29 protein-coding genes and 1 pseudogene are annotated in these 25,616 nt (G+C 69.8%); 6 read left to right on the top strand and 24 right to left on the bottom strand.

Annotation, left to right across the window (positions count from 1 at the left end; all coding sequences use genetic code 11):
• The 23 genes and pseudogenes from HLH21_RS15410 to HLH21_RS15300 form a co-directional block, all read right to left on the bottom strand.
• Positions 1-328: pseudogene (locus tag HLH21_RS15410) on the bottom strand (hypothetical protein); the annotation flags it as partial.
• Positions 328-3,951, bottom strand: a complete 3,624-nt coding sequence (locus HLH21_RS15405; RefSeq protein WP_182944635.1) for a packaged DNA stabilization protein — start codon at positions 3,949-3,951, stop codon at positions 328-330. The gene HLH21_RS15405 and the pseudogene HLH21_RS15410, both read right to left, overlap by 1 nt.
• 6 nt (positions 3,952-3,957) lie before the next feature.
• Positions 3,958-4,932 carry a hypothetical protein gene (locus tag HLH21_RS17200; protein WP_182944634.1) on the bottom strand — a complete coding sequence of 325 codons (975 nt, stop codon included), beginning with the start codon at positions 4,930-4,932 and terminating at the stop codon, positions 3,958-3,960.
• Positions 4,929-5,168 (bottom strand): hypothetical protein, encoded by a 240-nt coding sequence (locus HLH21_RS15395; RefSeq protein WP_182944633.1) that lies wholly within the window; start codon positions 5,166-5,168, stop codon positions 4,929-4,931. Before HLH21_RS15395 ends, HLH21_RS17200 begins: the two co-directional genes overlap by 4 nt.
• 45 nt (positions 5,169-5,213) lie before the next feature.
• Positions 5,214-6,404, bottom strand: coding sequence for a hypothetical protein (locus HLH21_RS15390; RefSeq protein ID WP_182944645.1), 1,191 nt, complete (start codon positions 6,402-6,404; stop codon positions 5,214-5,216).
• The gene (locus tag HLH21_RS15385) at positions 6,401-6,871 is read right to left on the bottom strand and encodes a hypothetical protein (protein ID WP_182944632.1); all 471 of its coding nucleotides are present in this window, start codon (positions 6,869-6,871) and stop codon (positions 6,401-6,403) included. The genes HLH21_RS15390 and HLH21_RS15385 overlap by 4 nt, the downstream gene beginning before the upstream one ends.
• Positions 6,868-7,422: a hypothetical protein gene (locus HLH21_RS15380; protein WP_246379854.1), complete on the bottom strand. Its 555-nt coding sequence runs from the start codon at positions 7,420-7,422 to the stop codon at positions 6,868-6,870. The genes HLH21_RS15385 and HLH21_RS15380 overlap by 4 nt, the downstream gene beginning before the upstream one ends.
• Before the next feature lie 10 nt (positions 7,423-7,432).
• On the bottom strand, positions 7,433-7,843 hold the full coding sequence (locus HLH21_RS15375; protein ID WP_220789852.1) for a hypothetical protein: 411 nt from the start codon (positions 7,841-7,843) through the stop codon (positions 7,433-7,435).
• A gap of 56 nt (positions 7,844-7,899) precedes the next feature.
• Positions 7,900-8,097: a hypothetical protein gene (locus tag HLH21_RS15370; RefSeq protein ID WP_182944631.1), complete on the bottom strand. Its 198-nt coding sequence runs from the start codon at positions 8,095-8,097 to the stop codon at positions 7,900-7,902.
• Between the two features lie 121 nt (positions 8,098-8,218).
• Entirely contained in the window at positions 8,219-9,127 is a 909-nt protein-coding gene (locus HLH21_RS15365; RefSeq protein ID WP_182944630.1) for a phage major capsid protein, read from the bottom strand.
• Between the two features lie 96 nt (positions 9,128-9,223).
• The gene (locus HLH21_RS15360; RefSeq protein ID WP_182944629.1) at positions 9,224-9,820 is read right to left on the bottom strand and encodes a hypothetical protein; all 597 of its coding nucleotides are present in this window, start codon (positions 9,818-9,820) and stop codon (positions 9,224-9,226) included.
• Positions 9,821-10,050: 230 nt separating this feature from the next.
• Positions 10,051-10,524 (bottom strand): hypothetical protein, encoded by a 474-nt coding sequence (locus HLH21_RS15355; protein ID WP_182944628.1) that lies wholly within the window; start codon positions 10,522-10,524, stop codon positions 10,051-10,053.
• Positions 10,521-11,447 (bottom strand): hypothetical protein, encoded by a 927-nt coding sequence (locus tag HLH21_RS15350; protein WP_182944627.1) that lies wholly within the window; start codon positions 11,445-11,447, stop codon positions 10,521-10,523. The genes HLH21_RS15355 and HLH21_RS15350 overlap by 4 nt, the downstream gene beginning before the upstream one ends.
• Positions 11,447-11,875, bottom strand: coding sequence for a co-chaperone GroES (locus HLH21_RS15345; protein WP_182944626.1), 429 nt, complete (start codon positions 11,873-11,875; stop codon positions 11,447-11,449). Before HLH21_RS15345 ends, HLH21_RS15350 begins: the two co-directional genes overlap by 1 nt.
• The gene (locus tag HLH21_RS15340; protein ID WP_182944644.1) at positions 11,875-12,057 is read right to left on the bottom strand and encodes a hypothetical protein; all 183 of its coding nucleotides are present in this window, start codon (positions 12,055-12,057) and stop codon (positions 11,875-11,877) included. The genes HLH21_RS15345 and HLH21_RS15340 overlap by 1 nt, the downstream gene beginning before the upstream one ends.
• Positions 12,026-14,176 (bottom strand): co-chaperone GroES, encoded by a 2,151-nt coding sequence (locus tag HLH21_RS15335; RefSeq protein ID WP_246379852.1) that lies wholly within the window; start codon positions 14,174-14,176, stop codon positions 12,026-12,028. The genes HLH21_RS15340 and HLH21_RS15335 overlap by 32 nt, the downstream gene beginning before the upstream one ends.
• Entirely contained in the window at positions 14,173-14,424 is a 252-nt protein-coding gene (locus HLH21_RS15330; RefSeq protein WP_182944625.1) for a hypothetical protein, read from the bottom strand. The genes HLH21_RS15335 and HLH21_RS15330 overlap by 4 nt, the downstream gene beginning before the upstream one ends.
• Positions 14,424-15,905, bottom strand: coding sequence for a hypothetical protein (locus tag HLH21_RS15325; protein ID WP_182944624.1), 1,482 nt, complete (start codon positions 15,903-15,905; stop codon positions 14,424-14,426). The genes HLH21_RS15330 and HLH21_RS15325 overlap by 1 nt, the downstream gene beginning before the upstream one ends.
• Positions 15,902-16,084: a hypothetical protein gene (locus HLH21_RS15320; protein ID WP_182944623.1), complete on the bottom strand. Its 183-nt coding sequence runs from the start codon at positions 16,082-16,084 to the stop codon at positions 15,902-15,904. Before HLH21_RS15320 ends, HLH21_RS15325 begins: the two co-directional genes overlap by 4 nt.
• Positions 16,081-16,338, bottom strand: coding sequence for a hypothetical protein (locus HLH21_RS15315; RefSeq protein WP_182944622.1), 258 nt, complete (start codon positions 16,336-16,338; stop codon positions 16,081-16,083). Before HLH21_RS15315 ends, HLH21_RS15320 begins: the two co-directional genes overlap by 4 nt.
• 38 nt (positions 16,339-16,376) lie before the next feature.
• A complete protein-coding gene (locus HLH21_RS15310; RefSeq protein ID WP_182944621.1) occupies positions 16,377-16,895 on the bottom strand; it encodes a terminase small subunit in 519 nt (172 codons plus the stop codon).
• Between the two features lie 312 nt (positions 16,896-17,207).
• Positions 17,208-19,709 carry a topoisomerase gene (locus HLH21_RS15305; RefSeq protein WP_182944620.1) on the bottom strand — a complete coding sequence of 834 codons (2,502 nt, stop codon included), beginning with the start codon at positions 19,707-19,709 and terminating at the stop codon, positions 17,208-17,210.
• Positions 19,710-19,729: 20 nt separating this feature from the next.
• Entirely contained in the window at positions 19,730-20,002 is a 273-nt protein-coding gene (locus HLH21_RS15300; protein WP_182944619.1) for a hypothetical protein, read from the bottom strand.
• Positions 20,003-20,129: 127 nt separating this feature from the next.
• Here HLH21_RS15300 and HLH21_RS15295 point away from each other — a divergent pair, with 127 nt between their 5' ends.
• From HLH21_RS15295 to HLH21_RS15275, 5 genes are all read left to right on the top strand, one after another.
• Positions 20,130-20,846 (top strand): S24 family peptidase, encoded by a 717-nt coding sequence (locus HLH21_RS15295; protein WP_182944618.1) that lies wholly within the window; start codon positions 20,130-20,132, stop codon positions 20,844-20,846.
• A gap of 68 nt (positions 20,847-20,914) precedes the next feature.
• Positions 20,915-21,085 (top strand): hypothetical protein, encoded by a 171-nt coding sequence (locus HLH21_RS15290; RefSeq protein ID WP_182944617.1) that lies wholly within the window; start codon positions 20,915-20,917, stop codon positions 21,083-21,085.
• 91 nt (positions 21,086-21,176) lie between these two features.
• On the top strand, positions 21,177-21,344 hold the full coding sequence (locus HLH21_RS15285; protein ID WP_182944616.1) for a hypothetical protein: 168 nt from the start codon (positions 21,177-21,179) through the stop codon (positions 21,342-21,344).
• A gap of 77 nt (positions 21,345-21,421) precedes the next feature.
• Entirely contained in the window at positions 21,422-21,703 is a 282-nt protein-coding gene (locus HLH21_RS15280) for a hypothetical protein (protein WP_182944615.1), read from the top strand.
• Positions 21,704-21,784: 81 nt separating this feature from the next.
• Entirely contained in the window at positions 21,785-22,891 is a 1,107-nt protein-coding gene (locus tag HLH21_RS15275; protein ID WP_182944614.1) for a glycosyltransferase domain-containing protein, read from the top strand.
• Between the two features lie 27 nt (positions 22,892-22,918).
• On the opposite strand, the gene HLH21_RS15270 is transcribed toward HLH21_RS15275, so the two are convergent.
• Positions 22,919-24,043, bottom strand: a complete 1,125-nt coding sequence (locus HLH21_RS15270) for a glycosyltransferase family 2 protein (RefSeq protein WP_182944613.1) — start codon at positions 24,041-24,043, stop codon at positions 22,919-22,921.
• Positions 24,044-24,159: 116 nt separating this feature from the next.
• Between HLH21_RS15270 and HLH21_RS15265 the strand changes: the two genes are divergently transcribed.
• Positions 24,160-25,335 (top strand): hypothetical protein, encoded by a 1,176-nt coding sequence (locus HLH21_RS15265; protein ID WP_182944612.1) that lies wholly within the window; start codon positions 24,160-24,162, stop codon positions 25,333-25,335.
• Positions 25,336-25,616: the final 281 nt, after the last annotated feature.

Here is a 25,616-nt window from a genome sequence, read left to right as displayed (position 1 = left end):
GGTCCGGCCGCGCCACCGGAGGCGGCGGCGGCACGGCGGCCAGCATCGCCAGCACCCGCGCCTCGGCCGCCCGCCCCGCCGCCGCCCCGCTGGGGCCGGGGGGCGGAAACGACGCCGGCAGCGTGACCGCCACCGGCCCGTCGGCGGGAATGCCGGCCACCGGCACGCCCAGCGCCTGGGCGATCACCTCGACATTGCGCGTGGTGGCCTGCCCGGCCATGCCCAGCCGCGACAGGAACTGATACGCCGCCAGGGTCAGCCCCAGCGTGCCGGCGGCAACGAACGGACGGTCCCCGGCCGGCAGGGTCTGGCGTGGCGCCTGCGGCATCAGTCCATCCCCGATTCGATATCCAGGTAGAACCCGATCAGGTTGCGCCGCACCGGGTCGGTCACCTGCAACCGCAGCACCCGCTGCCGCGCCTGGCCCATCTTCAGCCAGCGCAGGCGCGTCAGATACGCCCCCTGCCGCCCCAGCGACCGCCAGAGCCGCCGCGCGCTCCAGGTCCGCGCCCCGTCGTCCGACCAGTCCAGCACGATCTGCGGATCGGCCCCCGGCGGCGTGTCGCCGCCCTGCGCCAGGGGTTCGGCATAGGTGCTGCCCGGCGGGTCCGAGGACGCCGGCATCAGCGTGCCGCCCAGCACCAGCGCCCCACCCGCGCCGCGATTGTCGGCGAAGGCCGATGCATCGCCCCCCGGCGGCACGCTCAGCAGCACCGGCGGCGGCGCGCCCAGGGGCCGCGCGCCATCCGCGCCCGGATAGGCCGCGCCCCCCTCGGCAGTGCGGAACACCGCCCGGTTCGCGCCCACCGACAGGTCGAAGGGCGCCGCCGGCAGGCCGACGAACAGGTCGGCGACCTGCGCCGCCGCAACGTTCAGCGTGCCGAAGCGCGTGCAATATTGCGCCCCCGCCGGTTGCGGATAGCTGCCGACGGCCGCGCCGAACATGTTGCCGAAGATCAGGATCTCGCCATCCCGCGGATAGGCGACGGCATTGCGGTCCGCCCATTGGTACCCGGCCGGCGGCGACCCGTATCCGGCCCAGTCGGCCGCCGCGTCATAGGCCGCGCCCGACACGGGCGCCCCCACCTGCGTGGCCGTCCCGCCGGCATAGGCGAACACCCGCACCGTGTCCCACAGGCTGGCGTTGCCCCGATTGTCCTGGCTGTCCGACCGCCCGACCTTCAGGAACGTCACCAGCCACAGGTCCGACCCCGGCAACGGCGTCAGCGACGGCTGGCCGCCATAGACGTCCGTCCCTCCCGGCCCGCCGGTGGCGATGGAACCATATTCGTCGGCAAACGGAATCTGCGCGGCTCCGTCCCCATCCACCCAGTTGGCATTGTCGATGCTGTACATCGGCAGCGCGCCATTGAAGGACGTCGCCTTGTTCCCCGCGAAATGCGCGCCGGCCAGCATGTCGTAGCTGACGACGCCCATCGCGATCTTCACCATCGCCCCATCGGGACAGGCCGGCCCGATGACATCGCGCAATTCGGTGTTGATGTTGCTGCCCGCACCGGCATTCGCCGCCATGTCGCCACGATTGAAATACAGATAATGGTTCGTGCCGCCCTGTCCGTCCGGCAGGAAGAAACCGACATTGCCGTTATAGCCGGCCTGGCTCAGCAGGTGATCGCCCAGCGCGGCGGGGTAGGAATACGCGATGACCGGCACCTGGCACGGCCCCCAGGCCGCAAGATTGCCCAGGCCCGGATACAGCCCGTTGAAGCCGCCGGCCTTCGCCGCCCCGCCGATGATCTGCGCGATGCTGGGATAGACCAGCACGACTTTCGGCACCCCCGGATACGCGACCTGATACGACAGGATGGGGTCGTCGATCGTCTGGTTCCCGGCCAGGAAACAGACGTTGGCGCCATAGATCGGTCCAGGCCCGTTGACGTTATTGTAGACGAAGCCCTGGAACCCCGGCGCGCCGCCGCCGTCCACGGCGTACAGGGCCACCCCGCACCAGTACGCGCCGGCATGCACTCCCACCGCCAGATACCGGCCCTGCAACAGCACCATGCAGGCATTGACCCCGTAGGAGGCCATGTTCACCCCCGGCGCCACGCCCAGGATATCCGCCTGCACCGTGCCCGGCGCCAGCGTCCAGGCGACCGCCCCCGTCCGCGACACGGCGTTGATCGTGCCGCCGGCCAGCGAAACCATGTTGCCGGACTGGTCGAGTTGCAGCGCGGTAGTGCTCCACCCGGTCCCGCTGCCGGCCGTGTGGCCGCCGAACTGCGGGTCGGCCAGCAGCCCCACCGGCGCGTCGGTCCCGTTCGAGGGCGCCACCCTCCACCCCTGCCCGGCCGGATTGCCGACCGGCGCGTCCGACGCCCACGTCACCGACGCCGGCGCCAGCGGCGCGCCATCGACATACAGTTGCAGCATCCGCGTCGCCGGCGACAGCGAAAGCTGCACATTCACCCAGTCCCCCCACCCGCCATAGGCATAGGACGCCGCCACCACCGGATTGCCCGCGACATCCGCCGCCGCGACCACGATCTGCGCCCCCGCCGCCGTCCGGTCGTTCGCCAGCACGATCGAAAAGCCCGGCCCGCCCCCCGGCGGCGCATTGCCCATCCGCAGCCCGCGCGGCATCCCGTCATCGGGCAGGCAGACCCACAGATTGACCAGCAGGTTCGCAATCGAGGCCGGCGTGCCCACGGGGGCCGCCGCCCGCGTCAGGGCGGTGGGCGCCACCATCAGCACGCCGGCCGGCTGGTACGCCACCTGCGCCATGCCCGCCGCCGCCGGCAGCCCCACCCCGGTTTCGACATCCAGCTCGAACCGCCGCATGAACACCCGGCGGCGCGCGTCGTGGATCGGGGGCGCGGCCAGCAGCCCGCGCATCGTCGCCCCCAGTTCGGTATAGACCGCGTCGTTCAACTGCCCGACGGTCCCGGTCAGGCTGTCGCCCACCAGGATACGGTCATACGCCATCATCACCGCATTGCCGCGCCAGCGGCCGATGCTGGTTTCCGCACTGCCCCCCGCCCAGGACTCCCGCTCGTGCCACAGGCCGGTGGCGACGTCATACACCCACGTCGCCGGAGCCGAGGGAAACAGCAGCGTGACGAATTTGTGTCCCCCGAAGGTATAGCTGAAACAGCGCGCATCGGCCCGCGTGGCATAGGCCTGCCAGGCCCCTTCGGTGGCATGGGTGGAAATCCGCTGGGGCTGGAATCCGTTCAGCCGGTAGAACATCCCGTCATCGCCCAGGAAGAAGACGGTATTGTCCTCCAGGCAATGGGCGTGCGGCCCCGCGATGCCGCGCTGGATGAACGCCCCCTCGAAGCGCTGGAACGGGAAGGTCGGCGGCGCGTTGCCCGCGTCGTACCACACCTCGGTCCGCGCCGCGCCGAACAGCAGCAGTTGCTCGTGCGTGTTCACGATCGCCAGCAGCGGGTCGGCCGTCGCCTCCTTCGAGGCGAACATCGTCCCGTCGAACGGCGTCACGCCCGATTGCGGCGACAGGAAGAATTGCTGCGTGCCCGCGCGGTTGAAGACGAAATAGGTGTCGAAATACACCACGCTGTCGGCCGGATGGAAATTCTCGTCCACGATCTGCCGCACGCCGCCGGCCACCGAATAGCACCAGCCCGATTCCCCATCGACCCAGACCAGATCGACGCCGTTGGTGTCCATCGACACCGGCCCGGTCACGAACGTCGCCCCCAGCGCGACCGACGCCCCGTCCGCATCGACCCGGTACAGCACCTGGCCCGACACCACGTACAGCACCCCGCCCATCATGCACATGCCCTGCACCGGCCCGTCGCCGCAGCGGGCAAACGCCACCATGCCCGGACATCCCCAGACCGCGACAGGCGATTTCGCGTCCCTGGGCGCGAATTCGGCATAGAAATTGACGCACCGCTGCGCGTCCAGCGCGACCGCGCGCGCCTGATAGGATTGCGCCGCGAAGGCGACCTGCTGCACCACCATGACGCCCTACCCCGACCGCCCGGCCGGGCCCGCGCCCGCGCCGAACAGCACCGATTGCGGTTCCCGGTCCCACGCCTGCGCCAGCGCCAGCTTCTCGGCCGCCAGCGCCGCGATCATCGCAAAGCGCTGCGGCGGGCAGTCATATTCCGGCGCCATCTCCCGCGCCAGATTGTAGCGCAGCACCGAAATCCACTCCTGCGGCAGGTCGGCGGTATCCGCCTGGCTGGTGAAATCCTGCAACGGACGCTGCGCGGTAAAGGCCAGCGCGCTCCGGCTGTCCGAGGGCGCGGGCCATACATGCATCACACCCGCCCCAAGCTGCGGATCGTAGAAAAACTGCGTCACCGTTCCCGGCGTCGTCTTGTTCGGCACGTTGGCGTAATCCAGCCGCGACATCGGCACGACCGGGACTTCGATCGCCTGGCCGCCGGGCGGCGCGAACTGGTATCGCCGCGCGCCGGGCACCCGCAGCGGCCGCACCAGGGGCGTGGCATAGGCCACCAGTTGCGCGCCCGACGACGCCTGTGACGGCAGCGGCGCGGCCAGCGACACACTGTCCCCCACCACGGCCACCACGCCGGTCCAGAAAATCGTTCCAGCATCCAGCCAGATGCCGATCCGGTCGCCGGCCGCAATCGCGGCGACCGATGCGGCGCCGATCTGCGCCGCGCCGCCGACGGCCGTTGCCGTCAGCCAGCCTTGCACCCACTGGCTGCTGATCGTCGCGGCATCCGTCGCGCCCGTGCCAAGCAGATACCGCACCTGTCCCGGCTGCAGGAACAGCGTGCAGTCCTCCTCGGCCCACACATGGATGCCCGAGGCCTGCCAGGTCTTGACCATGCCGTTCAGCGCATCCAGCGCCTCCTGGTATTCCCCGTCGCCGGGCGTCTCGCCCTGCGCGATGGCCGAGAGCAGCCGCAGCGCGCCGCGAATGATGCTCGACGTGCTCGGGTTCCAGCCCGCGATCCCGCTGGTGCTCATGCCGGCACCGGATAGAGGCTGCCCACCGGATAGTGCCCGGCCGGGTCCGCCGCCAGCGCGAAGCCGGCCGGCACCGCCACCGACGACGCGTCGCCGATCTGCTGCGTCAGGATGACGCGTCCGGCAGGGTCCGCCACGAACGGCGGCGGCGTGACGGCCCTGCCCGTGATCGGGTCGGTATAGGACGGCGGCTGCACGATGTAATTCGCTGTCCGATAAAGGATGTAATTGGTCATATCCATGATCCTCAATGCGTCACGGCAGGGCCGGGACCGTCGATATCATTCCGCGACCCACGCCGAGCCGTTATGGAAGACCGGACACACCGTCGAACCGCCTCCGGAGAGCGTGCCCATGAACGGGCATGAAGCGGCATCCGTCACGTAAGCCCGCATCCCGGCCGAGCCGCCCGGCAGCGTCGAGACCGTATAGCCGGCTGTCTGCGCCACACCTGCCAGCTTCAGGTTTCCTGCATGATCCAGGTTCAGAAGTACCGGAAGCCTGCCGCTTGATGTTGATCCCGGGGGGATCCTGCCCACGCGAAAGCTGTCATTGGCAACCCCGTACCCCATTGCCATTTCCCAGGAAGACATACTGGTGTCATCCTGGTCACCATTCAGATTTATGTTGGTCGTAATACTAAAATTATTGATGTCATCTCTCTCTCTGAATCGGGCGGCCGTGTTTTGCATGCCGATTTTGAATTCGGCCGGACTCCCGATGTAAGAAAGCGCGACGTTCCCGGTAAACGCTCCTCCGGCGATCGGCATCAACTGCGTATCCGCGTCCGCCCGCGTCGTCGCCTCGGCCGCGATATTGCCCTGCAACGTCGCCTCGGCGCCCTCGGCCCGCGACGTCTCGGCCACCAGCCCGGCCTGCGCGGCGTACGACGCCAGCACCGCGCCGATCGTCACCTGCGCGCCCCCGGCCGGTGTCGCCACCGCGTTCGTCACGTCGCCCACGACCGGCGCGGTGACCTGGCCCGACGCATCCAGCCCCGCCACGCCCGAGGGTTGCCCGATCTCCAGCACGGGAACGGCCGCGTTCGCCGTTGCCGTCGTGGCCGCCAATGCGCCTTGCGTCGCATACATCTGCGCCGCCGCCGTCGCGGTCAGGTAGGCCGACAGGTCCGCAGTGGTCGCCAGCGTGCCCAGATAGGCCCCCACCGTGGTCGCCGCCCCGCCGGCCGGCGTCACCGCCGCCCCCGTCACGTCGCCGCCCACGGGCGCCATCACCCGGCCCCCTGAATCCAGGCCCGCCACCCCACCGTCCTGCCCGATCGTCACCGCGGGAACGGCGGCCGACGCCATGGCCTGCGCGGCGCTCGTCGCCGCCTGCATCTGCGCCAGCGTCTGGCCGCCGACCGTCGTCGCCGGGGCCAGGCCGCCGGGCGGGTGGAACGGCGCATATTGCGCCACGGCCGGGGCGGGCGCCCACAGCGAAAGACCGACGATAACAGCGCGCATTTTCATGATGCCGGGCCCTGCGAAAGAAGAAGCACGCCGCCCTGCGTCCACACGGCGTTCGCCACGCCGGGGTCCGAGGTCGGCAGCGGAACATCGAGAATCAGATTGCCGGCCCCATCCACATGCATGACGGACCCGGCGTTCAAAACAAGGCCGCCCCTGGCATCCAGCGCCGCCACCCCGTTCGCCGCGCCGACGCTGGCCTTCGGCACGGCCGCCGCCGCCTGCGCCGCGCCGGCCGCGATCGCCGTCGCCGCCTGCCCGCCCGTCATCGTCGCGGACAGGCTGGCGGCCGAAATATCGCCGGCCAACGACCGCACCACGACGTCCTGCCCGACCAGCCACCCCAGAAAATACGAGATATTCGCCCGGAAACTGGCCCACCCCGCCCCGGCCGGGCGCGAGACCAGCAGCAGGTCGCTGCCCTGCACCGTCGCGCCGTCGGGCAACTGCGATATCGAAACCTGCGTCATGACGATGCCTCCCGCACCAGAAGCCGCCCTTCCTCCGTCGCCAGCGCCGCGCCATTTTCGGTGACGAACGACGCGGCCGCCCTCACCCGCGGAAGCTGAAGAACCATGTTCCCCGCCAGGTCGCCCAGACCGCCGACCGCGCCCGGCAGCGCCGGCGAAATCGTCAGCACCGCGCCCGAGATCGCAACGATGTCCGTCACGAAATTCTCGCCCCGATCCAGCATGATCTGAATCCGGTCGCCGACCGAAAACCCGAACGTGCCGGCCACCGGCACCCCGTTCGCACCGACGCCGGCCGCCCCCGTCACGACCGTGCCCACGACCGTAAAGCAATCCCGCTGGCGCGGCCGGGCGATATCCACGGTCTGGTCGTCCGCAACGCCACGCACGAAATCCTGCGGCTGCTGCGCCTCCCACCGCCTGCGGTCCACCACCGCCTGGCCGGTCTGGCCGCCGGGGATGGTCCGCGCCTTCGACCGCCGGACCTTGAAGCCCGACAGATCGTCCAGCACATAATGGTCGCCGGGGTTGTAGAACCAGGCCTCGGTCATGGCCGTCCCCTCACGCCTGCGGAACACCCTTGACCATTTCCAGATCCAGGGTGAACGCGCTGCCCGCCGCCGCCCCGATGGTGCTCAGCAGGATCGACCCCGTGGCCCCCGGCGCCTTCGGGTTCGCAATGCCCTGCAACCGCCGGAAATCCAGATGACCGAAGCCCGACAGCGTCGCCAGGTCCACCGGCTCGGCCGCCTCCCATTGCAGGCGCACCACCATGCCATGCACGTCATAGGCGATGCGCCGCACCTTCAGATGCACCCCCGGCGCCTGCCCCCCGACCGAAAAGGCGACGGACTGCGCGTCAACCACCTTGACGGCCGCCAGCCCCGTCCCGTCGCTGACATCCGTCAGCTTGACGACCAGGTTGCGCGGCCCGTTCGCCAACACCTGCGACATCATCACATCCGCCACCATGCCCTCCTTCCGTCAGGGTCCCGACCCGGCGCACCGGGTCGGGACCGGGCCTGCCCTCAGGCCCGCCGGCCGCCCTTGCGCGCGCCGGCGGGGGCCGCCTTGCCCCGCGCGACGGCCGGCACGGCACGCGGCGACGTCACCGCCGGCGCCTTGGCCGGCGCGTGATAGTGATGATGGTGATGGATCTGCATCCCCGTCACGCGCCCGTCCGCCGGCACGCCAGCGGGCTTGGTTCCGTTCTTTTTAACGTTCATCGTATTCTCCATTGTTTTTCGGAAGACCTCAGGGCTCCGCCCTGAAACCCGCCAAAGGGCGGCGCCCTTTGGAAACCCAGTCGTCGATCCGTGCCCTGGTGGGTTCGGGCAAAGCCCGGCCTTAAACCCCCGGCGTGCCGTACAGCCCCCGCCAGTCCGCCCAATATCCCGAATACCGCTCGTAGCAGGCGGCCTTGGCGTTGCGGGTGTCGAAATCGTTGTCCTGATCGAACGAGATCGGATCGCGCTCGAAATAGGTCAGCGAATTGGGCACGTTGGTCCGGATGAACCACGCCGTCTGGCTGGTGAAGTAATGGTTCAGCTTGATGCCTTCGGGGAACGCATTCGTCGCACGTAGCACGTTGACGGCATTGTTCGCCGTGTCATTCTGCAACACCGAATTGCAGATCCGGTTGGCCTCGAACCACAGCGCCGACGGCACGTTCAGCGTGCGCGGCAACGCCGAGATCCGCATGCCCCGGTTGTTCTGACACTGCATGATCTGCACCGTCAGGTCCTCGACCGCCGCCTCCGACAGATCGGCCGCCGTGGCCAGCAGGTTCGACTGCGCGCCCGACAGCGTCGGATGCAGGTTCGAAACCAGCGACACCCCGTCGCCACCGGGGGCGGCGGCCGAGAACGCCATGTTATAAATGCCGGCCAGCACGTTTTCCTTGGTCTGGCGCATGGAAAACGCAAGCTGCGCCGCCCGGCGCTTGGATACCACCTCATACAGGTTGTCGCGCAGTTCCTCATACGTCACGACATAGCCCAGGGCATAGGCCACATGCGTGAAGCGGCTGACCGACCCCTGCGCCTCGACATCGTAATAGATCTGCTGGCCCTGCGGCTTGACCGGCGCCAGGCCGAAGCCGGTGATCTCGACCTCCTCCTCATACGCCTTGTCCGACGTCTGCTTGTCGAACAGATCCAGATATTCGACGCGATGCTCGTCGTAGCTGCGTCCCCACCACGCCTTGATCCCCGGCCACAACGCCTTGGGATGCGCGCCAGTCGTAATAACGGCCATTGAAATCGCTCCTCAGCCCGCGCGACAAAACCGCACGGCCCGCTCGATGTTTTTCACGATCGCAGCGCCCCCGGACCACGCCGAAGGCCCACCGCGTCAGATCCCGGTCGGGCTGGTGATCGAATGCAGGTTGATCCGCACCAGCCATTTCGCGTTCGCCCCGACGGCATTGTCGATCGACTGGTACGCCCGCAGAATCCGCACCTGCAACGTCGCCGTGGTGCCCACGCTGGCCGACTGCAACTGCCAGCCGGAAAACCCGTTGACCGTCGAACCCGCCCCGGCCACCAGGTCGGCGTTCTTCGACACCGCACCGGCCGCCAGCGCCCCGCCGACCGAATCTTCCTGCACCGCGAACACAAGGTTCGGATCGTCGGCGACATAGACATACGCCGCCTGCCCCGCCGGCAGGTACGGCGCCTGGTTCTGCACCACCGGCAGCACCAGCTCGCCGGCATTGTTGGCCACGCCCTGCATCACCCCGGTGATGACGCCGGAACCCCCGGCGGTGGCGATGCCCACCCCCGGCACGCCGTTCGCATCGGCCACACCATCCAGCGCCACCAGCGGGTCGCCGATGAACAGCGGCGTCGGGTTGCCGGCCGGCACATAGTAAACCTGCACGCCGCCACTATAGGGCGCACCGGACATGTAGGATAACGGCCGAAGGCCGCTGGCAATATTCGAATTCATCTGGCAGGACCCCTGCACGAGTGATGGAACGGCGCGCGCGCCGCAAGGTCTATGCCTGTGCCTCAGGGCTCCGCCCTGAAACCCGCCAAAGGGCATCGCCCTTTGGAAACCCAGTCGTTTGTCCACGATCGGGGTCCAGGGCCTCAGGCCCTGGTGGGTTCGGGCAAAGCCCGATCTTCGTCATTGCCTGTATCGGGAAGGGCCATCCCTGGGCCCCGATCACGCCTGCCTCAGCGGCGTTCCTCGCGGATAGTGATTCCCACATCGCGCGGCACGTACTGGGCATTGCGGTCGGCGCCGGTCGGCCCGCCGGGCACGCGGCCCTGCCTGATCTGGGCCAGCAGTTCCTGCTGCTGGGCCTCCTGCGCCGCCATGTCTTCCCGATACCATTCCATCGGTATTTCCATCAAGTACGCAATCAGCGCCCCGCCGCCGCGCGCCACGCCCACGGTCATGCTGACGGGCTTGCCGCTGTCGTCATCCACCTGGGTATAGCCCGCATCCTGCGCGCGGGCGATGCGGCCGGGTTCGTCGTTGAACCAGTGCCGATGGTATCCCTCCCTGTCGGGATAAGCCAGTTTCTGCTCGCGCGTACCGAACGGCTTGCGGACGTTCCGGCCCCGCCGCCCCGCCGCCTCCACGGGCATCTCGGCGCGCACCCGCGCGCCCTCGGCCGGCACGCGCCGGCGCTGTTCGTCGCTCATCCTTCGTTCTCCCAGTAATAGGCCGCCCATTCCTCGCGGGTCAGCGGCTGCCCCTTGCCCGACAGGGCGCGGGCATAGCGGTCGAATTCCCGGCGCACCTCGGCGGGCAGCGCGTCGAACCCGCGCGGGTTGGCCGGCCGCGCCGCCTCGGTGCGCGAGGGGCTGACGGCGGCGGGCGCCACCCGGCGCGCGTTCTCGAACAGCGCGGGATGCAACTGCCGCACCTTGCGCCGGGTCATCTCCAGCCGTTCGGCCAGCGGCAGGCGCGGATGCTGCCGGTCCACCGCCGCGTGGATCGCAATCGCGTCCTGCCGCGCCTCCTCATTGGTGCCGAACCACGGATTCGCCTGCATGAAGGCCGCAACTTCCGGCGGCACCGCCCCGGCCCCCGCACCCACCCCGGCGGCCTCCGGCCGAGCGGCCGGCCGCACGGGCGGCGTACTGTCGCGCAGATCCTGCAACTCCTGCTCCGCCACGGCGAAGGCCCGGGTATCGCCATCGGCCACCGCCCGCTGCCTGCGGGATTCGATCTCCTTCATCGCCCGGCCCAGCGCCCGCTCGTCCGCCCGGCGCGCGCGCTCGGTCAAATCGACCAGCGCCTGCCGCGTCTCGCGCAGTTCCGCCTGCACCGCGCCATAGCGGCTGTCCAGGGTGCGGTAATTCTGTTGCAGCACCGGCAACAGGGTCATGCCCCGCTCCAGAAACTGCTCGGCCGGCCGCCAGTTGGCCGGGTCGCCGCGAAACGCCTCGCGCGGCACCCAGCCCATGCGCCGCGCCTGCGCCTCGACATCCAGCGCCACCGGCCCAGAAGCCACCGGCTCAGAGGCCACAGATTCGGGGACTGCGGGCGCGGCCGTCTCGGGCGCGCCGGCCTCCATCACCGCATCGGCCACGACGGGCACTTCGTCCTGCACATCCGACATCAGATCGTCCCTTCCATCATCTCGTCATTGTCCGATTCCGCGCCGACACCGATCGCCGCGATGCAGCGTTGCGACATCAGCCGGTACATCCGCCCGTCCTCGCCCTTCAGCAACTGCCCGGCATAGCGCTCGAAATAGACCCGGTCGCCCGGCCGGGGGATGCGCCCTTCCCACTGCCGCGTGCCGTCGTCGTTCCAGCGAAACGCCGCCGGCCCCACGGCAATCACGGTGCCGTGCTCGGCGGCCAGGGTCTGCCGCTCGACATACTCGGCCGGCAACTGCACCGCGCCGCTGGTGATGTCAGCATGAATGTCCGCCAGCACCAGAATCTTGTCGTCCAGCGGCACATACCCCGCCCGGTTCACCCCGTCCCAGTCCGAAACGACATATTCCTGCCGGTCGAGTTTCAGAATCCGTCCCTCACGCATCACACATCGTCCCCGCCATAGAATGTCCGCAGCACGTCCCGGTCCAGCCCGGCGATCTCGCCGGCCAGCAGGCTCCGCCCCCGCGTCTCGTGTTCCTGCGCCAGCACCAGCGTGCCGGCGCGCCAGTGCCCCAGCAGCCCCTGGTCCAGGCTATCGCGGTAATCCCCAAGGAACAGCAGCACCGCCCGCGTCACCGGATGATGCCGCCACGCCTGGAAATCCCCCTCGGTCAGCTCCGCCAGCGCCGCCCGCCGGCGGTCGCGGATCTCCTCCCGGTCCGTCCCCTCCGACATCGGCCGATCCGTCATTTCCGAACTCCTCACGCCATGCCTCCAGATCCGCCAATTCCCTGTCCATCGCGCCCCGGTCGGCCCCGCCCCCCGCATCGGCTTCCGCCTTGCGCGCCTGCGCCAGCCGCAGGATCGCCCCCGCCAGCGCCTCGATCTCCTGCACGCGCTGGCGGCCCTCGCTCGCCGCCCCCTCGCGCGCCTCGCGCCGGGCGCGCAACGCCAGGTCCTGCGCCCGGCTCACGGCGTCGAGGTTCGGCGCCGGCCGGTCGCGCAACACGCGCCCCACCTCGCCGATCGCGGCGGCGTCGAAGGCGCGACGGCGGATCTCGTGCCCGTCGCACCAGGGGTCGTCCTTGAACGCCAGCAGGAAGTTGGCCCGCGCCAGCTTCTGCATGTCGGTGACGATTTCCGGGTCCGACACCGGCTCCACCCCGCTGCCCTGCTCGTAATCGGCGCGGGTGACGCTGAAATATCCGGCCCCGACCCGAAACCCCACCTCGTCGGGCAGATAGATCCGGTTCAGCCGGTACAGTTTCCGAAACTCGGCCCCCAGGCTGCGATGCACGCGCTTGAAGATGGCGCTGAACACCTTCAGCCCCTGCTGGATCACCGCCAGCCCCAGCACCCCCGGCGTGTTGCCGCCCGGCATCGCGCCCGACAGGATGTCCTTCACCGACGCAATCTCGCGCCCCGCATCGACCAGAAAGGTCAGAAGCTGGAACAGCACCGGGTTCGGCCCCGGAAAGGCCAGCGGCACCAGGTTCTCCCGCAGCGCCGCCCCCGGCGCGTTCACCACCTTGTATTCGCCCACCTGAAAGCGCACCGACCCCGCATTCAGCGACAGGCCCGACCCGATGAACCCGCCCCCCGCGTTCGCCAGATGGGCGGCGTCGAACATCTGGTTCAGGCTGGTGTTCACCGCCTCGTTCAACGGATGCAGCAGGGTGCCGAACCCGATGTCGTAGATCGCCGAGTCCGGCGACGGAATGAACGGAAACTTGGTGTAGTACGGCACCGGGTCGATCCGGCGGATGCGATGGTCGGCCGCGCCGAACATCACCCCTTCCATGTCATATCCCGCCACGATGCGCGCCAGCCGCCCGGAATCGCGCGCGATCGTCACGATATAGGGCTCGGCATAGCCGTCCTCGTCCAGGTCGATGCGCCGATGCTGCTCCAGGAACGTCACCGGCGCGTCGTCGTCCGGCGACGCATCGTGGTTGCACCCGTACTCGTCGTCCAGGAACAGGCCGGCGCGGATGCGCTCCTGCACCTCCCACGGGTACAGGTCGATCTCCTCGGTGATGCGCGGCGCGGTGGCGAACGATTTGGCGTTGTAGTCGATGCACAGCCGCAGCGGATCGACCGTCTCGCTGACATTGCGCTGCAACGCCGGGTCGAAATAGGTCTTGCGAAACATCACGCCGACAATCGACAGTTTCAGCAGCAGCTTGTCGGTCTGCTCCTCCCACTCCTCCATCTCGTCCAGCACCTGCCAGCTCATGTGCCGGCCGATGGCATCCGCCCGCGTCCGCCGCGCGCCCGGCGGCACCAGCCAGACCGGCGCGCCGTCCGGCCCCACCAGCGGCCGGCCGGGGCACAGCGGGTCCATCGCCGGCACCCCGTCGTCGCGGCCCAGCACGGTGCCCCGCACCACGTCGCGGTCGCGCACGATGGCCGGATAGGCCCGCGCCGCGAACTGCACCGCCGCAATGGTCAGCAGCGGAAAGATGACGTTCGACGCCCCCGGCCAGGGATAGGTCTTGGGTTCGGCCACCTGCTGCGCCAGATCCAGCCAGCGCCGGTATTTTTCCTTCCACGGGCCACGGCTGGCGTCGTCCATGTCGTATTCCCGCCGTACCCGCTGCGCGATGGCGGCACACGTCTCCTCGTCCAGCTCCCCGGCGATGTTCGGGCTTTCGATCCAGCGCCGCAGACGCCGCGCCTGTTCCATGTCCGGCCCCTCGGCCGCATCCCCGGTCAGGACATCATCCACCTCCCCCGCGCTCATGCCCGCCCCCCGGCCGCGAACTCGCCGCAGACATGCTCGGGCACCACGGGCGGAAAGGTCGCAAAGGGCTGCGGCGCCAGTTGCCCCACGCGCGGCGCGGGCTGCGGCACCATCACCACCGTCACCTGCGGCGGATAGCGCCGGCACACCACATCCGGCCCCTCCAGCCCATGGAACCGGCACTGCCGGCAACTGCGCGCCGCAGCCGCCCTGGGCACGGCGCTCGCCGGTATAATCAGTCCCGCCATCAGTACCCCGTCACGCTCGATCGCGTCCGGTCGCTCGCCGGATGCGCGTTGAAATCCTCGTCCCCGTCCCCCGCGCCGGCCTCGGCAAAGCGCAGCGACGGGCCGAACAGCCGGGTCGCCACGTATTGCAGCGCGTCGGTGACGTGCGACCACCGGTTCTTCTCCGGCCGGTCGGCATAGCGTTCGCCGCCCACCTGCATGCGGCGGTAGCGATAGCCGCCCATCAGCGCCCGCCGCAGCATCCTGCAACGCGGATGCAGCAGAAATCCCGGCTGTGCTCCATCCACCAGCGTCCGCAACGGCTTGCGTACGCTCTCCAGCCGGATCGCCAGCCCCTGCTGCCCCGGCTCGATGCCGATGCCCTTGGCATGCAGAATCTCGAAACACGTCCGCTCGTCGGTCTGCGCCCGCTGCGTGCCCGCCGGGTCGCCCACGTCGATGAAGGCGCTGCGCGGGTAATGCCGCGCCGAATGCTGCATCACCTCGTCCGAAAACCGGTCGATGCCCATCGACGACGACACCAGCTCATCCACCACGATCCACTGGCCCGACGGCAGCACCTGGCTCCACACGCACGCCGGCGTCAGCCCGAAATCCCACCCGCGATAGATCGGCAGGTCCGGCGCCGTCCGGCATTCCGCGCAATGGAACCCATCGGCATATTCCCCGAACACCGGCCTGCCATCCATGACGAAGCCATAGTCCCCGTCGATATAGACCTTGACCCACTCGTCACTTTTCCCGACCGCCAGCCGCTGGTAATAGGCCGGCGGCAGGTTCTCCAGGTTCTCGGCCCCGGCACTCAGCCCGCCCGGCTGGCGGAACAGCCGCGCAAAGCCGTCCGCCGTCATCCCCGGCAGGCCCGCGGCCAGCGCCGCGATGGCCGCGCTGTGGTCCTGCTCCTCGAAAAACCGGAACCAGTCCGATTCCGCATCCGGCGGGTTGGTGTCCATGATAAGGCCCGACCACGTCGCGCCCCCGTCGCGCCGCGCCGGATAGCGCCCCACACGCCCCTGCACCGCCTCGACGATCGCCCACGGCACCTCGCGCGCCTCGTTGATCCACGCCCCCGTCAGCTCCAGCGACAGCAGGTTGCCCACCTGGTCGGGCCGGTCCAGCGCGCGGAACAGGAATTCGATCTCGACCGGCGCGTCGTCCCCCTCGTTCCGCATCCGGTCGATGACGTAGGAATGATCGGTCGGCTTCCACCGCCCGAACCGCGCCGGCGGAAACCACTGGTGCACCGTCCGGATCGTGGTGTCCTCAAGCTGGCGGTAGGAATTGCGGATCACCGCCCACCGGCTGCGCCGCACCCCGTCCGGCCCCGGCGCCTGCCGCAGCCCGCGCAGGATGATCTCCCACACGCAACCCGAACTCTTGCCCGACCCGAACGGCCCCATCAGCCCGCGCACGAAGGCGTCCGACGCCATGAACGCCCGCACCGTCGGCACCGCATCCCGGTTGTACGACAGCGCCGTCATCGCCGGTCCTCGTCCTCCACCACCCGTTCGGGCGCCACACACCCCGGCATCATCCCGCTCTCCGCCAGCGCATTTCCAGAATGCGCCGCATCGAACGCCGGATGATCCCCCGAATCCGCCCAGCCGGGCACATAGTCCCCGTCGGCCATCCCCCCCGCCCCGGCGGGGCCGCCGCTCATCGCGTCAGGCCGTCCCGCCGCCCGGCGCGATGCGGCCCATGGTCGGGCTCGGCCGACGCCGGCATCCGCCCGCCGCCGCGCGACAGGGGCGGCGCACACCCCCGCGCGCCGTCGTCCAGCACCGCGCCGGCCCGCGCGCGGTCCGGGCTCTCCCGCCCGCCATTCACCTGCGCCAGGGACGGAATGCCGAAATCCGACGCCTCGTCGGGAACCCGGCCGGTCTCGGCCATCTGCTTGTGCTGGCGAATCGCCATGTCATGTCCCCCTTTTTCGAAAACCGCATACAACGCGTTCAGCGCACCAATACGGTATAGGTCGCCGGCGGATCGACCGGCCGCCCGTCCTTGCCCAGATGCTGCCGCACGTCCTTCAGCAACCCCAGATGCCGCGCCAGCAGGTCCAGGCTGGCCGTCTTGGGCGACAGCTTCACCGTGAAGTTCCCGGCCTTGTCCCACGACCACCCGACGATCGCCCGCCGCACATCCTCCGGCAGGCCCGCGATATCCGCCGGCCCCTCCAGCCGCTGCGCCCCGATCACCCCGGCGTCATAGAACGCCAGGCACGACAGTTCCGAAATCACCCGGTCCTGACTGACCTCCGTCCGTCGCACCCGCGTCGCCTGCCCCGCCGCGATCGCCGCGCGCACCGCGGGCCGCGCCATCAGCTTGGTGACCTGCCGCTCCGCGTTGCGCGCACTGTACCCCACCCGGATCGCCGCCTGCCGTCCATTCAGATCGACCAGATATTCCGCAACGAACCGCTGCTGGCGCAGCGACAGAACCCCGTCCGCCTTCCCCTGCTCCACCGCCATGCCCGCCCCCGAACTTTCCCGTCAGAGGCAAGATATCTCCCGATTCCATCAAGAGATATCCTTATTCCACCCGATGGTGGCTATGGTGGGTCTGGAGGGTCCCCCTCCCCCGGTACCGGAAAAGCGTCACCGCCACGTCCCACGTACCGGCTCCCCCCGCCCCACCAGACCCACCGAACCCACCCGCGAAGCGCGTGCGCCTGCCTCAGGGCTCCGCCCTGAAACCCGCCAAAGGCCACCGGCCTTTGGAAACCATTTTATTTATAATATCTTTTGCAAAGTGCGTCCCCGCAGCGCCCGACCTTCTCTCACTCACGCCACCTCCACCGCCCATTTCTTCACCCCTCCATGCGCCACCCCGCATTCCGCAATCCGCCGCCCGTCGATCACCCGCCCCCGCCGCGCCAGGAACCACCGGCCCAGCCGCTTGGAATTGATCTTCCCCGCCGGCGTGCCGGCGATGCGGACCAGCGCGTCGCGCAGTTCGGGAAAACGCAAGCCTGTCCGGTATCCGGCCGAATCCTGCGTTTCCAGCAACGACAGTTCGTCGATCTCGCGCACGGTGCGGCCGCAGGGCCGGCCCATGCCGGCGGCCTCGGCCAGCAGGCCCAGGATCTCGCGCAGCTCGCTGCGCTCGGGGTCGTCCTCGCGGGCGGCCTGCATGCTCCGGCACGGGTCGGCCTGCCCCAGCCAGACCAGCGCGCTGCGGACCGTGCGGCTCCACACCTCGAACGAGGCCAGGGGCGGCAGATGCACCTTCGCCCCGCTCGCCAGCCACGCCCGCACGATGGTCAGGCACGCCGCGACATGGGCGCCCCGATCGGCCATGATGTCCTCCACCGGGTTGCGGGCGAACACACGCAGTTCGGGCTGCTCCATCCCGGCATCCAGCGTCGCCACCAGCGTACGCCGCGTCATGTCGCCGCGCACCCGCAGGGCATTGCCGGTGGCGAAGATCACCGCCCGGTTCTCGATCTCGGTGCTTTCCGAGCGCCCCAGCGCACGCAGCCGCACGATGGGCCGCTCGGTCGCCTGGCACAGCAGGTCGCCGCCCAGCTCCTCGTTCACATTGTCCAGCGACATGATCGGATAGCCCGCCAGCAGCAGCCCGGTCAGCCGCTTTTCCATCTCCGCCGTGTCCTCGCCCGCGCTGGTCACCGGACAGACCCGCCCGGTGGCGATCACGCTGGCCACATCGACCAGGAAGCTCTTGCCCGACCCCGGCGTATTGGCCCGGAAGGCGAACAGCGGGCTGACCGGCATCATGCCCCGCACCACCGCGGTCAGGATGCCCGCCAGCGCCACCGACCGGTCGGTCTCGGCGGCAAACGGAAATTCGGCCAGCAGCCCGCGCAGCCCGGCCAGCGCCCGCTCGGCGGCGGCGCGCGTGGGTTCGGGAAGATGCAGGTCCAGCAACGGATCGTCGATATGATACAGCCGCGTCGCCGCATCGTACCCCGGCGCCATCAGCACCGACCCGTCCGGCCGCAGGGTGGGGGTGGTAATCACCCCGGCAATGGCGGGAAACGACCACGCGCCCGCCCGGCTCAGGATCACCTGGGCCACCGCCGGGGGCGGATCGACCGGCTTCCACGCCTGGCTGCGCCGGTCGAATTTCCGCCACTCCACCGCCTGGCACAGCAGGTCGGTCAACGCCGGCACGCCGATCTCCACCAGGCAGGCGGCATGGGTCATCCGCCCGTCGGCCGCCGCCACCTCGCGCCGGCCCGGCCGCGCCAGGATGGTCCCGCGCTGATAGACCGGCGCATTCGCCGCCATCAGCGCCCGCTCGCCCTGGGTCGCCACCAGGTCGATCTCGCCGCCGCGCACCGCAATCGGCTCCAGCCCCGCCGCCCGCCGCGCCGCCACCGGGGCGCAGGCGGCCGCACGCTTGACCGTGACGCCGCACAGCACCGGCCCCACCCGCGCGCGCAGCCACGCGCCGGGGTCGTCCACGCGCAGGTCGGCCACATCCTCGCCCGGCTCCATGTCGCGCACATCGACCACGCGCACCGTCTCGGCCACGGCGGCCAGAAGGGCGGCGATCTCGGCCGCCGCCTTCTCGCCCGGCCCGTCATGATCGGGCCAGACGATGACATGCCGCCCCGCCAGCACGGTCCAGTCCGTGCGCCCGACATTGCCGGTGCCGGCGGTCCAGGTGACGCAGGCCAGGCGCGGATACAGACGCTGCGCCGCGTCGGCCGCCTTCTCGCCCTCGCACACCAGCACCGTCCGCGCCCCCGCCACCCGCTCCAGCCCGTACAGCGACCGCGGGGCATCGGCATGGCGCATGTGCCACCCCACCCGCTCCACGCCCCGTTCCAGCAGCCGCCCCCAGGTCAGCGGCATGATCCGCTTGCGCGCCTCGGCGGTGGCGTCGCGCCGCACGACATAGCGCAGCACCCGCCCCGCCGCGTCGCGATAGGCATAGGCGTGGTCCCACCCCGACAGGTCGGGCGCGGGCGCGCCCTCCGGCGGCTCGCCCGGCATCCACTCCACCACGGGCGTCGCCTCCACCGCCGGCGCGCCGGGCATCACGGCCAGATGGGCCCCCAGGTCGCGGGCCGCCTGCACGCGGTCGTGGTTGGTATGCAGCGCCGCATACAGGCTGATCGGGTCGCCGCCACGCGGCCCGTCGGCGAAATCGGCCCACCGCCCGGTCCGCAGGTTGATCGACAGCGACCGGCCGGGGTCGTTGGCCAGGCTGCCCACCACCCACTCGTCGCCCCGCCGCCGCCCCGCCGGCAACCAGCGCGCGACCAGCTCCGGCAGGCACGCCAGCGCGGCGTCGTTGATCCGCTCGAAGGGAATCATGTCACGGCCCTCCCAGCGCCTCAGCACTCCGCGCGGCAGGTCGGGCACAACCGCAGAAACCGCGACCGGACGCTGAACGCCGCCCCGCAGTTCAGGCACGACCGATGGACCAGCGGCGACAGGTCGCGTCGCGGCCCCGGCTGCGGCGTCCGCCGGCGATAGCTCAGCCGGTCGCGCAGGGTCTGGGCGCGCATGCCCAGCACCTCGGCAATCCGCACCACTTTCAGGCCGCGCGCCAGCAGGGCGTCCACCTTGGGGTCGATCGTCGGCCAATCGTATTTCGAGCGCGCCATCAGCCGGCGCCCCCGGCGAGGGAAATCGGGTCATATGTCATGGCGCCGACCGTAATAGGCTTATTCCTACCAATCAAGAGGAAAGAACCTATTAGAAATTCCCTATCGTTCCGCCGATACTCCCCCCATGACCGCCCTCACCCCTCCGCGCTACACCCTGCTCAGGCTCGTCACCGGGGCGGCCACCACCCTGAAGGCCGAATCCCTCGCCCTGGGCCGCAACCACGCCTACCTCCAGCAGTATCTGCACAAGGGCACCCCCCAGAAACTGCCCGAGGAGGTCCGCGTCGCCCTGGCCCGCCGCTTCGGCGTCAGCCCCGACGTCTTCCGCGAGGAAAGCGACCCGAACTACCAGCCGCTGGAAGGCGTCCCGCCGCCCCCCGCCCCGCCGCCCGCTCCCATCGCCGACGGCCAGTTCCGCATCCCCGAATACAACGTGGCCCCCCAGGCCGGCGGCGGCGCCATCCCCACCAACATCGCGGTCGAGGACGGCCCCCGGCCCACCGACCACTGGTCCCTGCCCCGCCGCTTCCTGGGCGCCTTCACCGAAAGCCCCGAATCGCTGGTGGTGCTGCGCGTCGCCGGCGACAGCATGGAACCCGACTACCAGGCCGGCGAGCGCGTGCTGGTCGACACCGCCCACCGCACCCCCTCGCCCCCGGGCGTCTACGTGCTGTGGGACGGCTTCGGCCTGGTGCTGAAACGCCTCGAAATCGTCTACGGCTCGGACGACCCGGTCACGGTCCAGATCATGAGCATCAATCCCGGCTATCCCACCTACGTCCGCACCCTGGACGAGGTGCATATCAACGGCCGCGTGGTCGGCAAATGGGTCTGGAAATAACCCGCCACCCCGCGCCACACAGTCACCACGATCCTGCCCGAGACTCCGCGTCGAAGGGAGACACATCCATGAACCCGATCCGTCCCGCCTGCGCCCTGCTGGCCCTGCTCGCCCTCGCCGGCTGCGTCTACGAACCCCCGCCCTATCGCGGCTGGCGCCGGGGCTATCACGGCGGCCATCACGGCTGGTACGACGAGCGCGGCGGCTGGCGCGGCGACTACTATCACCACCGCGACTAGGCCCGGCCGAAAACGCGGTTTTCCACCCGCCGCACCTTGCGCCGCCTCCCCGCCGCCCCACCTGCCAAGGGCAGCGACGGAGGACCGCGCCATGTCCAGCAGCGATTATTCCCGCGGCGACCAGGCCCCCACCGGGCCCCGGCGTCCCATGCCCACCCCCAGTCCCGGCCCGTTCAACCCCGACGACCCGCCGCCCGACGAAGTCCCGGTCGAGGACCCGATCGAACCCGACGAGGAAGACGAAGGCCCGGTCATCTGATCCGCTTCCTATTTTCCTATTGACGAAATAGGTATTACCCTATCATCCTGCCGCCTATCAGGGGGCAGGAGACAGGCATGCCGTACGACGATGACGACGACGAAATCCTCACCGCCACGCGCCTGGCCGCCCTGCGCGCCCTGATCGCCCGCACGATGTCCGAGGCCCGGCGCATCCGGGGCGCGGGCGACGTGCTGGACGCCCTGGACGGCGCCTTGGTCAATCTGGACGATCTGTGCGTGCGCCACGACGCCGCCTGCGACGCCCGCCGCCGCCAGGCCCACCCGCACGACGCCTGCACCACCCGCGCCTGCACCCTGGCCGACCTCCGCCGCGACGAACGCGACCTGCCGCCCTGATCCCCCCTCCCGCGCGGCAACGAAAAATCAACACTCCCCCCGCAGACAGGACGGGTCGCTGAAACCGGGGGGCCATCGCACATGCTTCACGTCACCGTCGGCCATCCCAGAACGGCCGCGATGCTCGATCTGGAAGAAAGCGCCCGCCGCGCAGGCCTCGACTTCCGCCCCCTCCGTCCCGAGGGCGAGCGCGAACGCATCCACTTCATCGACAAATATCTCACCCTGGCGCACGCCCTGCACCAGCCCTCGGTCCGGCCGCACGACATCGTCCTGTTCACCGACGCCTACGACACGCTGGTCACCGGCGCGGCGGCCGAAATCCGGCGCGCCTTCGCCGCCGGCGACAGCGACATCGTCTTCAACGGCGAACCCGTGTTCTGGCCCCCGGCCGACGGCCCGGACGATCCCGTCCAGGCCTATTTCGACGACCACGGTACCGAACGCTGCCGCTATCTGAACAGCGGATGCTACATCGGCTATGCTGGCGCCATCCGCACGATGCTGTCCCACTGCCTCACCCTGTCGCGCGAGACCGGCGACCAGGACGACCAGCGCCTGGCCGCGCGGTTCACGGCCCAGGCCGCGGCGCGCCACCAGCTCCGGGTCACCGTCGATGCCGGCAGCACCATCTTCGGCACGCTGGGCGGCTCGCTGGAGCTGTACGACTACGCGGGCGGCGCGGTCCGCAACCGCGCAACCGGCACATGGCCGCCCATCCTCCACGCCAACGGCGACAAAGGCCCGGTCGCCGCCCTGTCGGTCCTGAACATGATCCACCGCCTGGTGCCCGAGGGGCTCGACCTGCTGGCCATCCGCGCCCCCGGCGGCCTGCTGCACGACGGGCCGGACGACGCCGCGCCCACGGTGCGCGCCCAGCCCGGCCCCGGCCTGTGCGTCGCCGTGCGCGCCGGCCCGTCCTCGGCCTTCCTGCTGTCGCCCGACCGCGCGTCCATCCGCAGCTTCCGCCCCGACGGCGCCCTCTCCACCGCCCCCTGGGCCAAGGGCTGGGAAACGCTGGCCCTGCGGCCCGACGGCATCCGCACCAGCCACGACACGCCGCTGACCGCCTACGGCCTGGGCACGGCCGAGGACACCCTGACCGCCTGCCCCCTGCCCCTGGCCGCCCTGGCGCACTGGACGCCCGACCAGGTACGCGCCACCCTGGCCGCCCTGGCGTCGCTCTGAAAAGCGCCCCTCTAAAAACCCGCAGCCCTACTGCCGCCGCACCTGCCGCATCTCGTCGCGCAGGCGGCGGATCTGCGTATCGTCCCGCCAGGGCGGACGATAGGCGCATTCCCCGTGAATCCGATGGAAGATTTCCGAATTCTCGTCCACCTGCTGCTGCGAGAAGTTCGACACCGACTCCACGATCTCGATCGCCCCGTCCAGCAGGAAGAACGTCTTGGACGCGCCGTCTTCCTTGGTCAGCCCCCCATAGCCCATGCGGATCATGCGCGAGGTATGTTCCACATGCTCATGCCCGTACCGGCCGAAGCGCGTGTCGATATAGCCGACATAGGACAGCGCCTCGCGGCTGAACCCCGAACATTGCGCCGTCAGCACGTCGTTATGGAACGGGTCGTGCCACGACCCGTTGCCGCACGACGCGCGCGGAAACCAGGGCGGCGCGAAATTCACATGGCCATGGCGCAGGCAGGCCAGCATCCAGTCGATGTTCCATCCATAGACCGTCGGCCGGGCATCGTCCTCCAGCAGCAGCACGATGTCGCAGGCCTCGACTTCATGCAGATGGAACAGCAGGCGGTTCTTGTTCCACGCAATGCCGGCGTTCGGCGCGTCCAGGACATGGATGCCGGGAATGCGCGCCAGCACCTCCGCCGTATCGTCGGTCGAACCGTCGTTCGCCACCAGGACGACGGGATCGAACTGCGTCATGTCCAGCACCCGCCGCACCGTCTCGCGCACCAGCGCGGCGCGGTTATAGGTCGGAATCCCGATGCCCAGCCGCAGCGCGCGCAGCGGCGTCCGCGCAGGCTCTCCGTCCGGCCCGTCCTCCGCATGGACCGGCAGCACCCGCGCCGGCCCGTCGCCCTCGAAGGACAGCACCATCCGCCGCAGCATCGCCAGCGACAGTTCCGGCGGAAAGGGAAAGACCACGTGAAAGCGCACGGCATCGTAACGCGGGTCGGACAGGGCGGCCACGTCGGCGCTGGGCTGGCGCCATTCCTCGGGCCGGGCGACATGCAGCCTCACCTCCCCGCACAGCACGGCCAGCCGGTCGCAGCCGACGCAATCGAGGAACCAGCCCGAGATCGACACCCGGTTGCCCGTGGTCCGGATATGGTCGATGGCATAACGGTGATCCGGAACAGTCATGAAGGCCAACACCCCTCCAGCCAACGGCGGTCACGGCCCTTATGTCCGGCAACGTCTTAGGATTGCCTTAACAAGGGCGTCCCTACGCTGTGCCGGCCACGACAGGACGACCCACCGTGCCCCACCGACACACCCACCGCGCGCCGCCCGCCGTCCTGGGCCTGGCGGCCGCACTCCTCGCCACCCCCGCGCCGGCTCTCTGCGCGCCCTGCGCCGGCCGGCCGGTCACCACCTTCATCGGCTCGGTCATCGGCGGCTACCAGCTTTCGCAGCCCTGGCGCTTTCCCAACCTGCTGGCCACCGGCAACATCGGCCTCTACCAGGTCGACGGCGCCACCCGCCAGGTGCTGGACTGGCCCGACGCCAACCCGGCCTGGATCAAGCCCCCCGGCTACGACGGCCCGGCCGTCATGAAGGCGATGATCGCCCTGTGGCAAGGCCGCGCCGGCGGCGGCCTGTTCGAAGGCGGACTGTCCCCCGCGCTGACGCCCGACGTGCCGCCATCGCATTACCATGCGTTCGACGACAGCCAGTCCGGCCGCCAGTTCCGCTGGTTCGCCGCCGGATGGCATCCCCATGTCACGATGCTGAACCTCAGCTACACCGACACCGCCCCGCCCTGGGGCGGCAGCTTCCACAACCCGTCGTCGGAATTCACCGACCGCGACGTGGCCGACACCGCCACCGCCCTGCGCGACGCCCGGATGACGACCGGCGCGGCCCTGGTGCTGCCCTACATCTCCAACGGGGCGCACGGCCATGTCTCGGACAGTGCGGATACCGACCGCCAGGGCAACCCCGGCCTGGGCGTCCGTGTCCCCAGCGACTACGCCACCGATCCCTACTACGCCAATTCGCGCCGCATCGCCCTGATGGCCGGCGGGTTCGGCATCGACACCCCCGCCAACATCTTCTCGACCGACGCCTATTACGGTTCGCCGCACAGCGCGATGTTCCGCCGCCTGATCGCCGGCGAAATCCGCTGGGCCAACCGCCATCACCTGACGACGGCCGTGTTCATGACCATCTTCGACACGCAGCACGGCATGCGCGGCAACGGCCCCGATTTCCAGTTCATGCACGGCGTGCAAACCGAAGTCCGCGACCTGGAACACGCCGGCGCCCGCCCCACCTACTGGGTCGTCGGCCAATATTCCAACGGCCCCGCCACCACCAACATGCCCGAAACCGACACCACGCCCGAAAGCATCGCCCAGGTCGCCACCTGGGTGGCCCGCCACGCCCGCACCACCCCGCCGCCCCATCCCGCGCTGACCTGTACCCGGCGATAACGCCTCAGGAAGGTCGGGCGCCGCCCGAACCCGGCAAGGGCCTCGGCCCCATAGGCGCGAAGGTCGCATTTCGCAAGAAATCTCAGGGCGCTGCCCTGAAACCCGCCAAAGGCCACAGGCCTTTGGAAACCAATCCGTTATCCATGATCGGGGTCCAGGGCCTCAGGCCCTGGTGGGTTCGGGCAACGCCCGACCTCCCTCGCCCACAGCGAAGAAAGAAGCGTTACTGTCGCGCTTAGGGGGTGAAACCCTTGCATCCCATTCGTTCACAAAACCCTGGG

The sequence above is a fragment of the Gluconacetobacter johannae genome (assembly GCF_014174305.1).
Classification (GTDB): Bacteria; Pseudomonadota; Alphaproteobacteria; order Acetobacterales; family Acetobacteraceae; genus Gluconacetobacter; species Gluconacetobacter johannae.
Note: the sequence above shows the minus strand (reverse complement) of the source record. Positions and strands in the feature narration are given on the sequence as shown.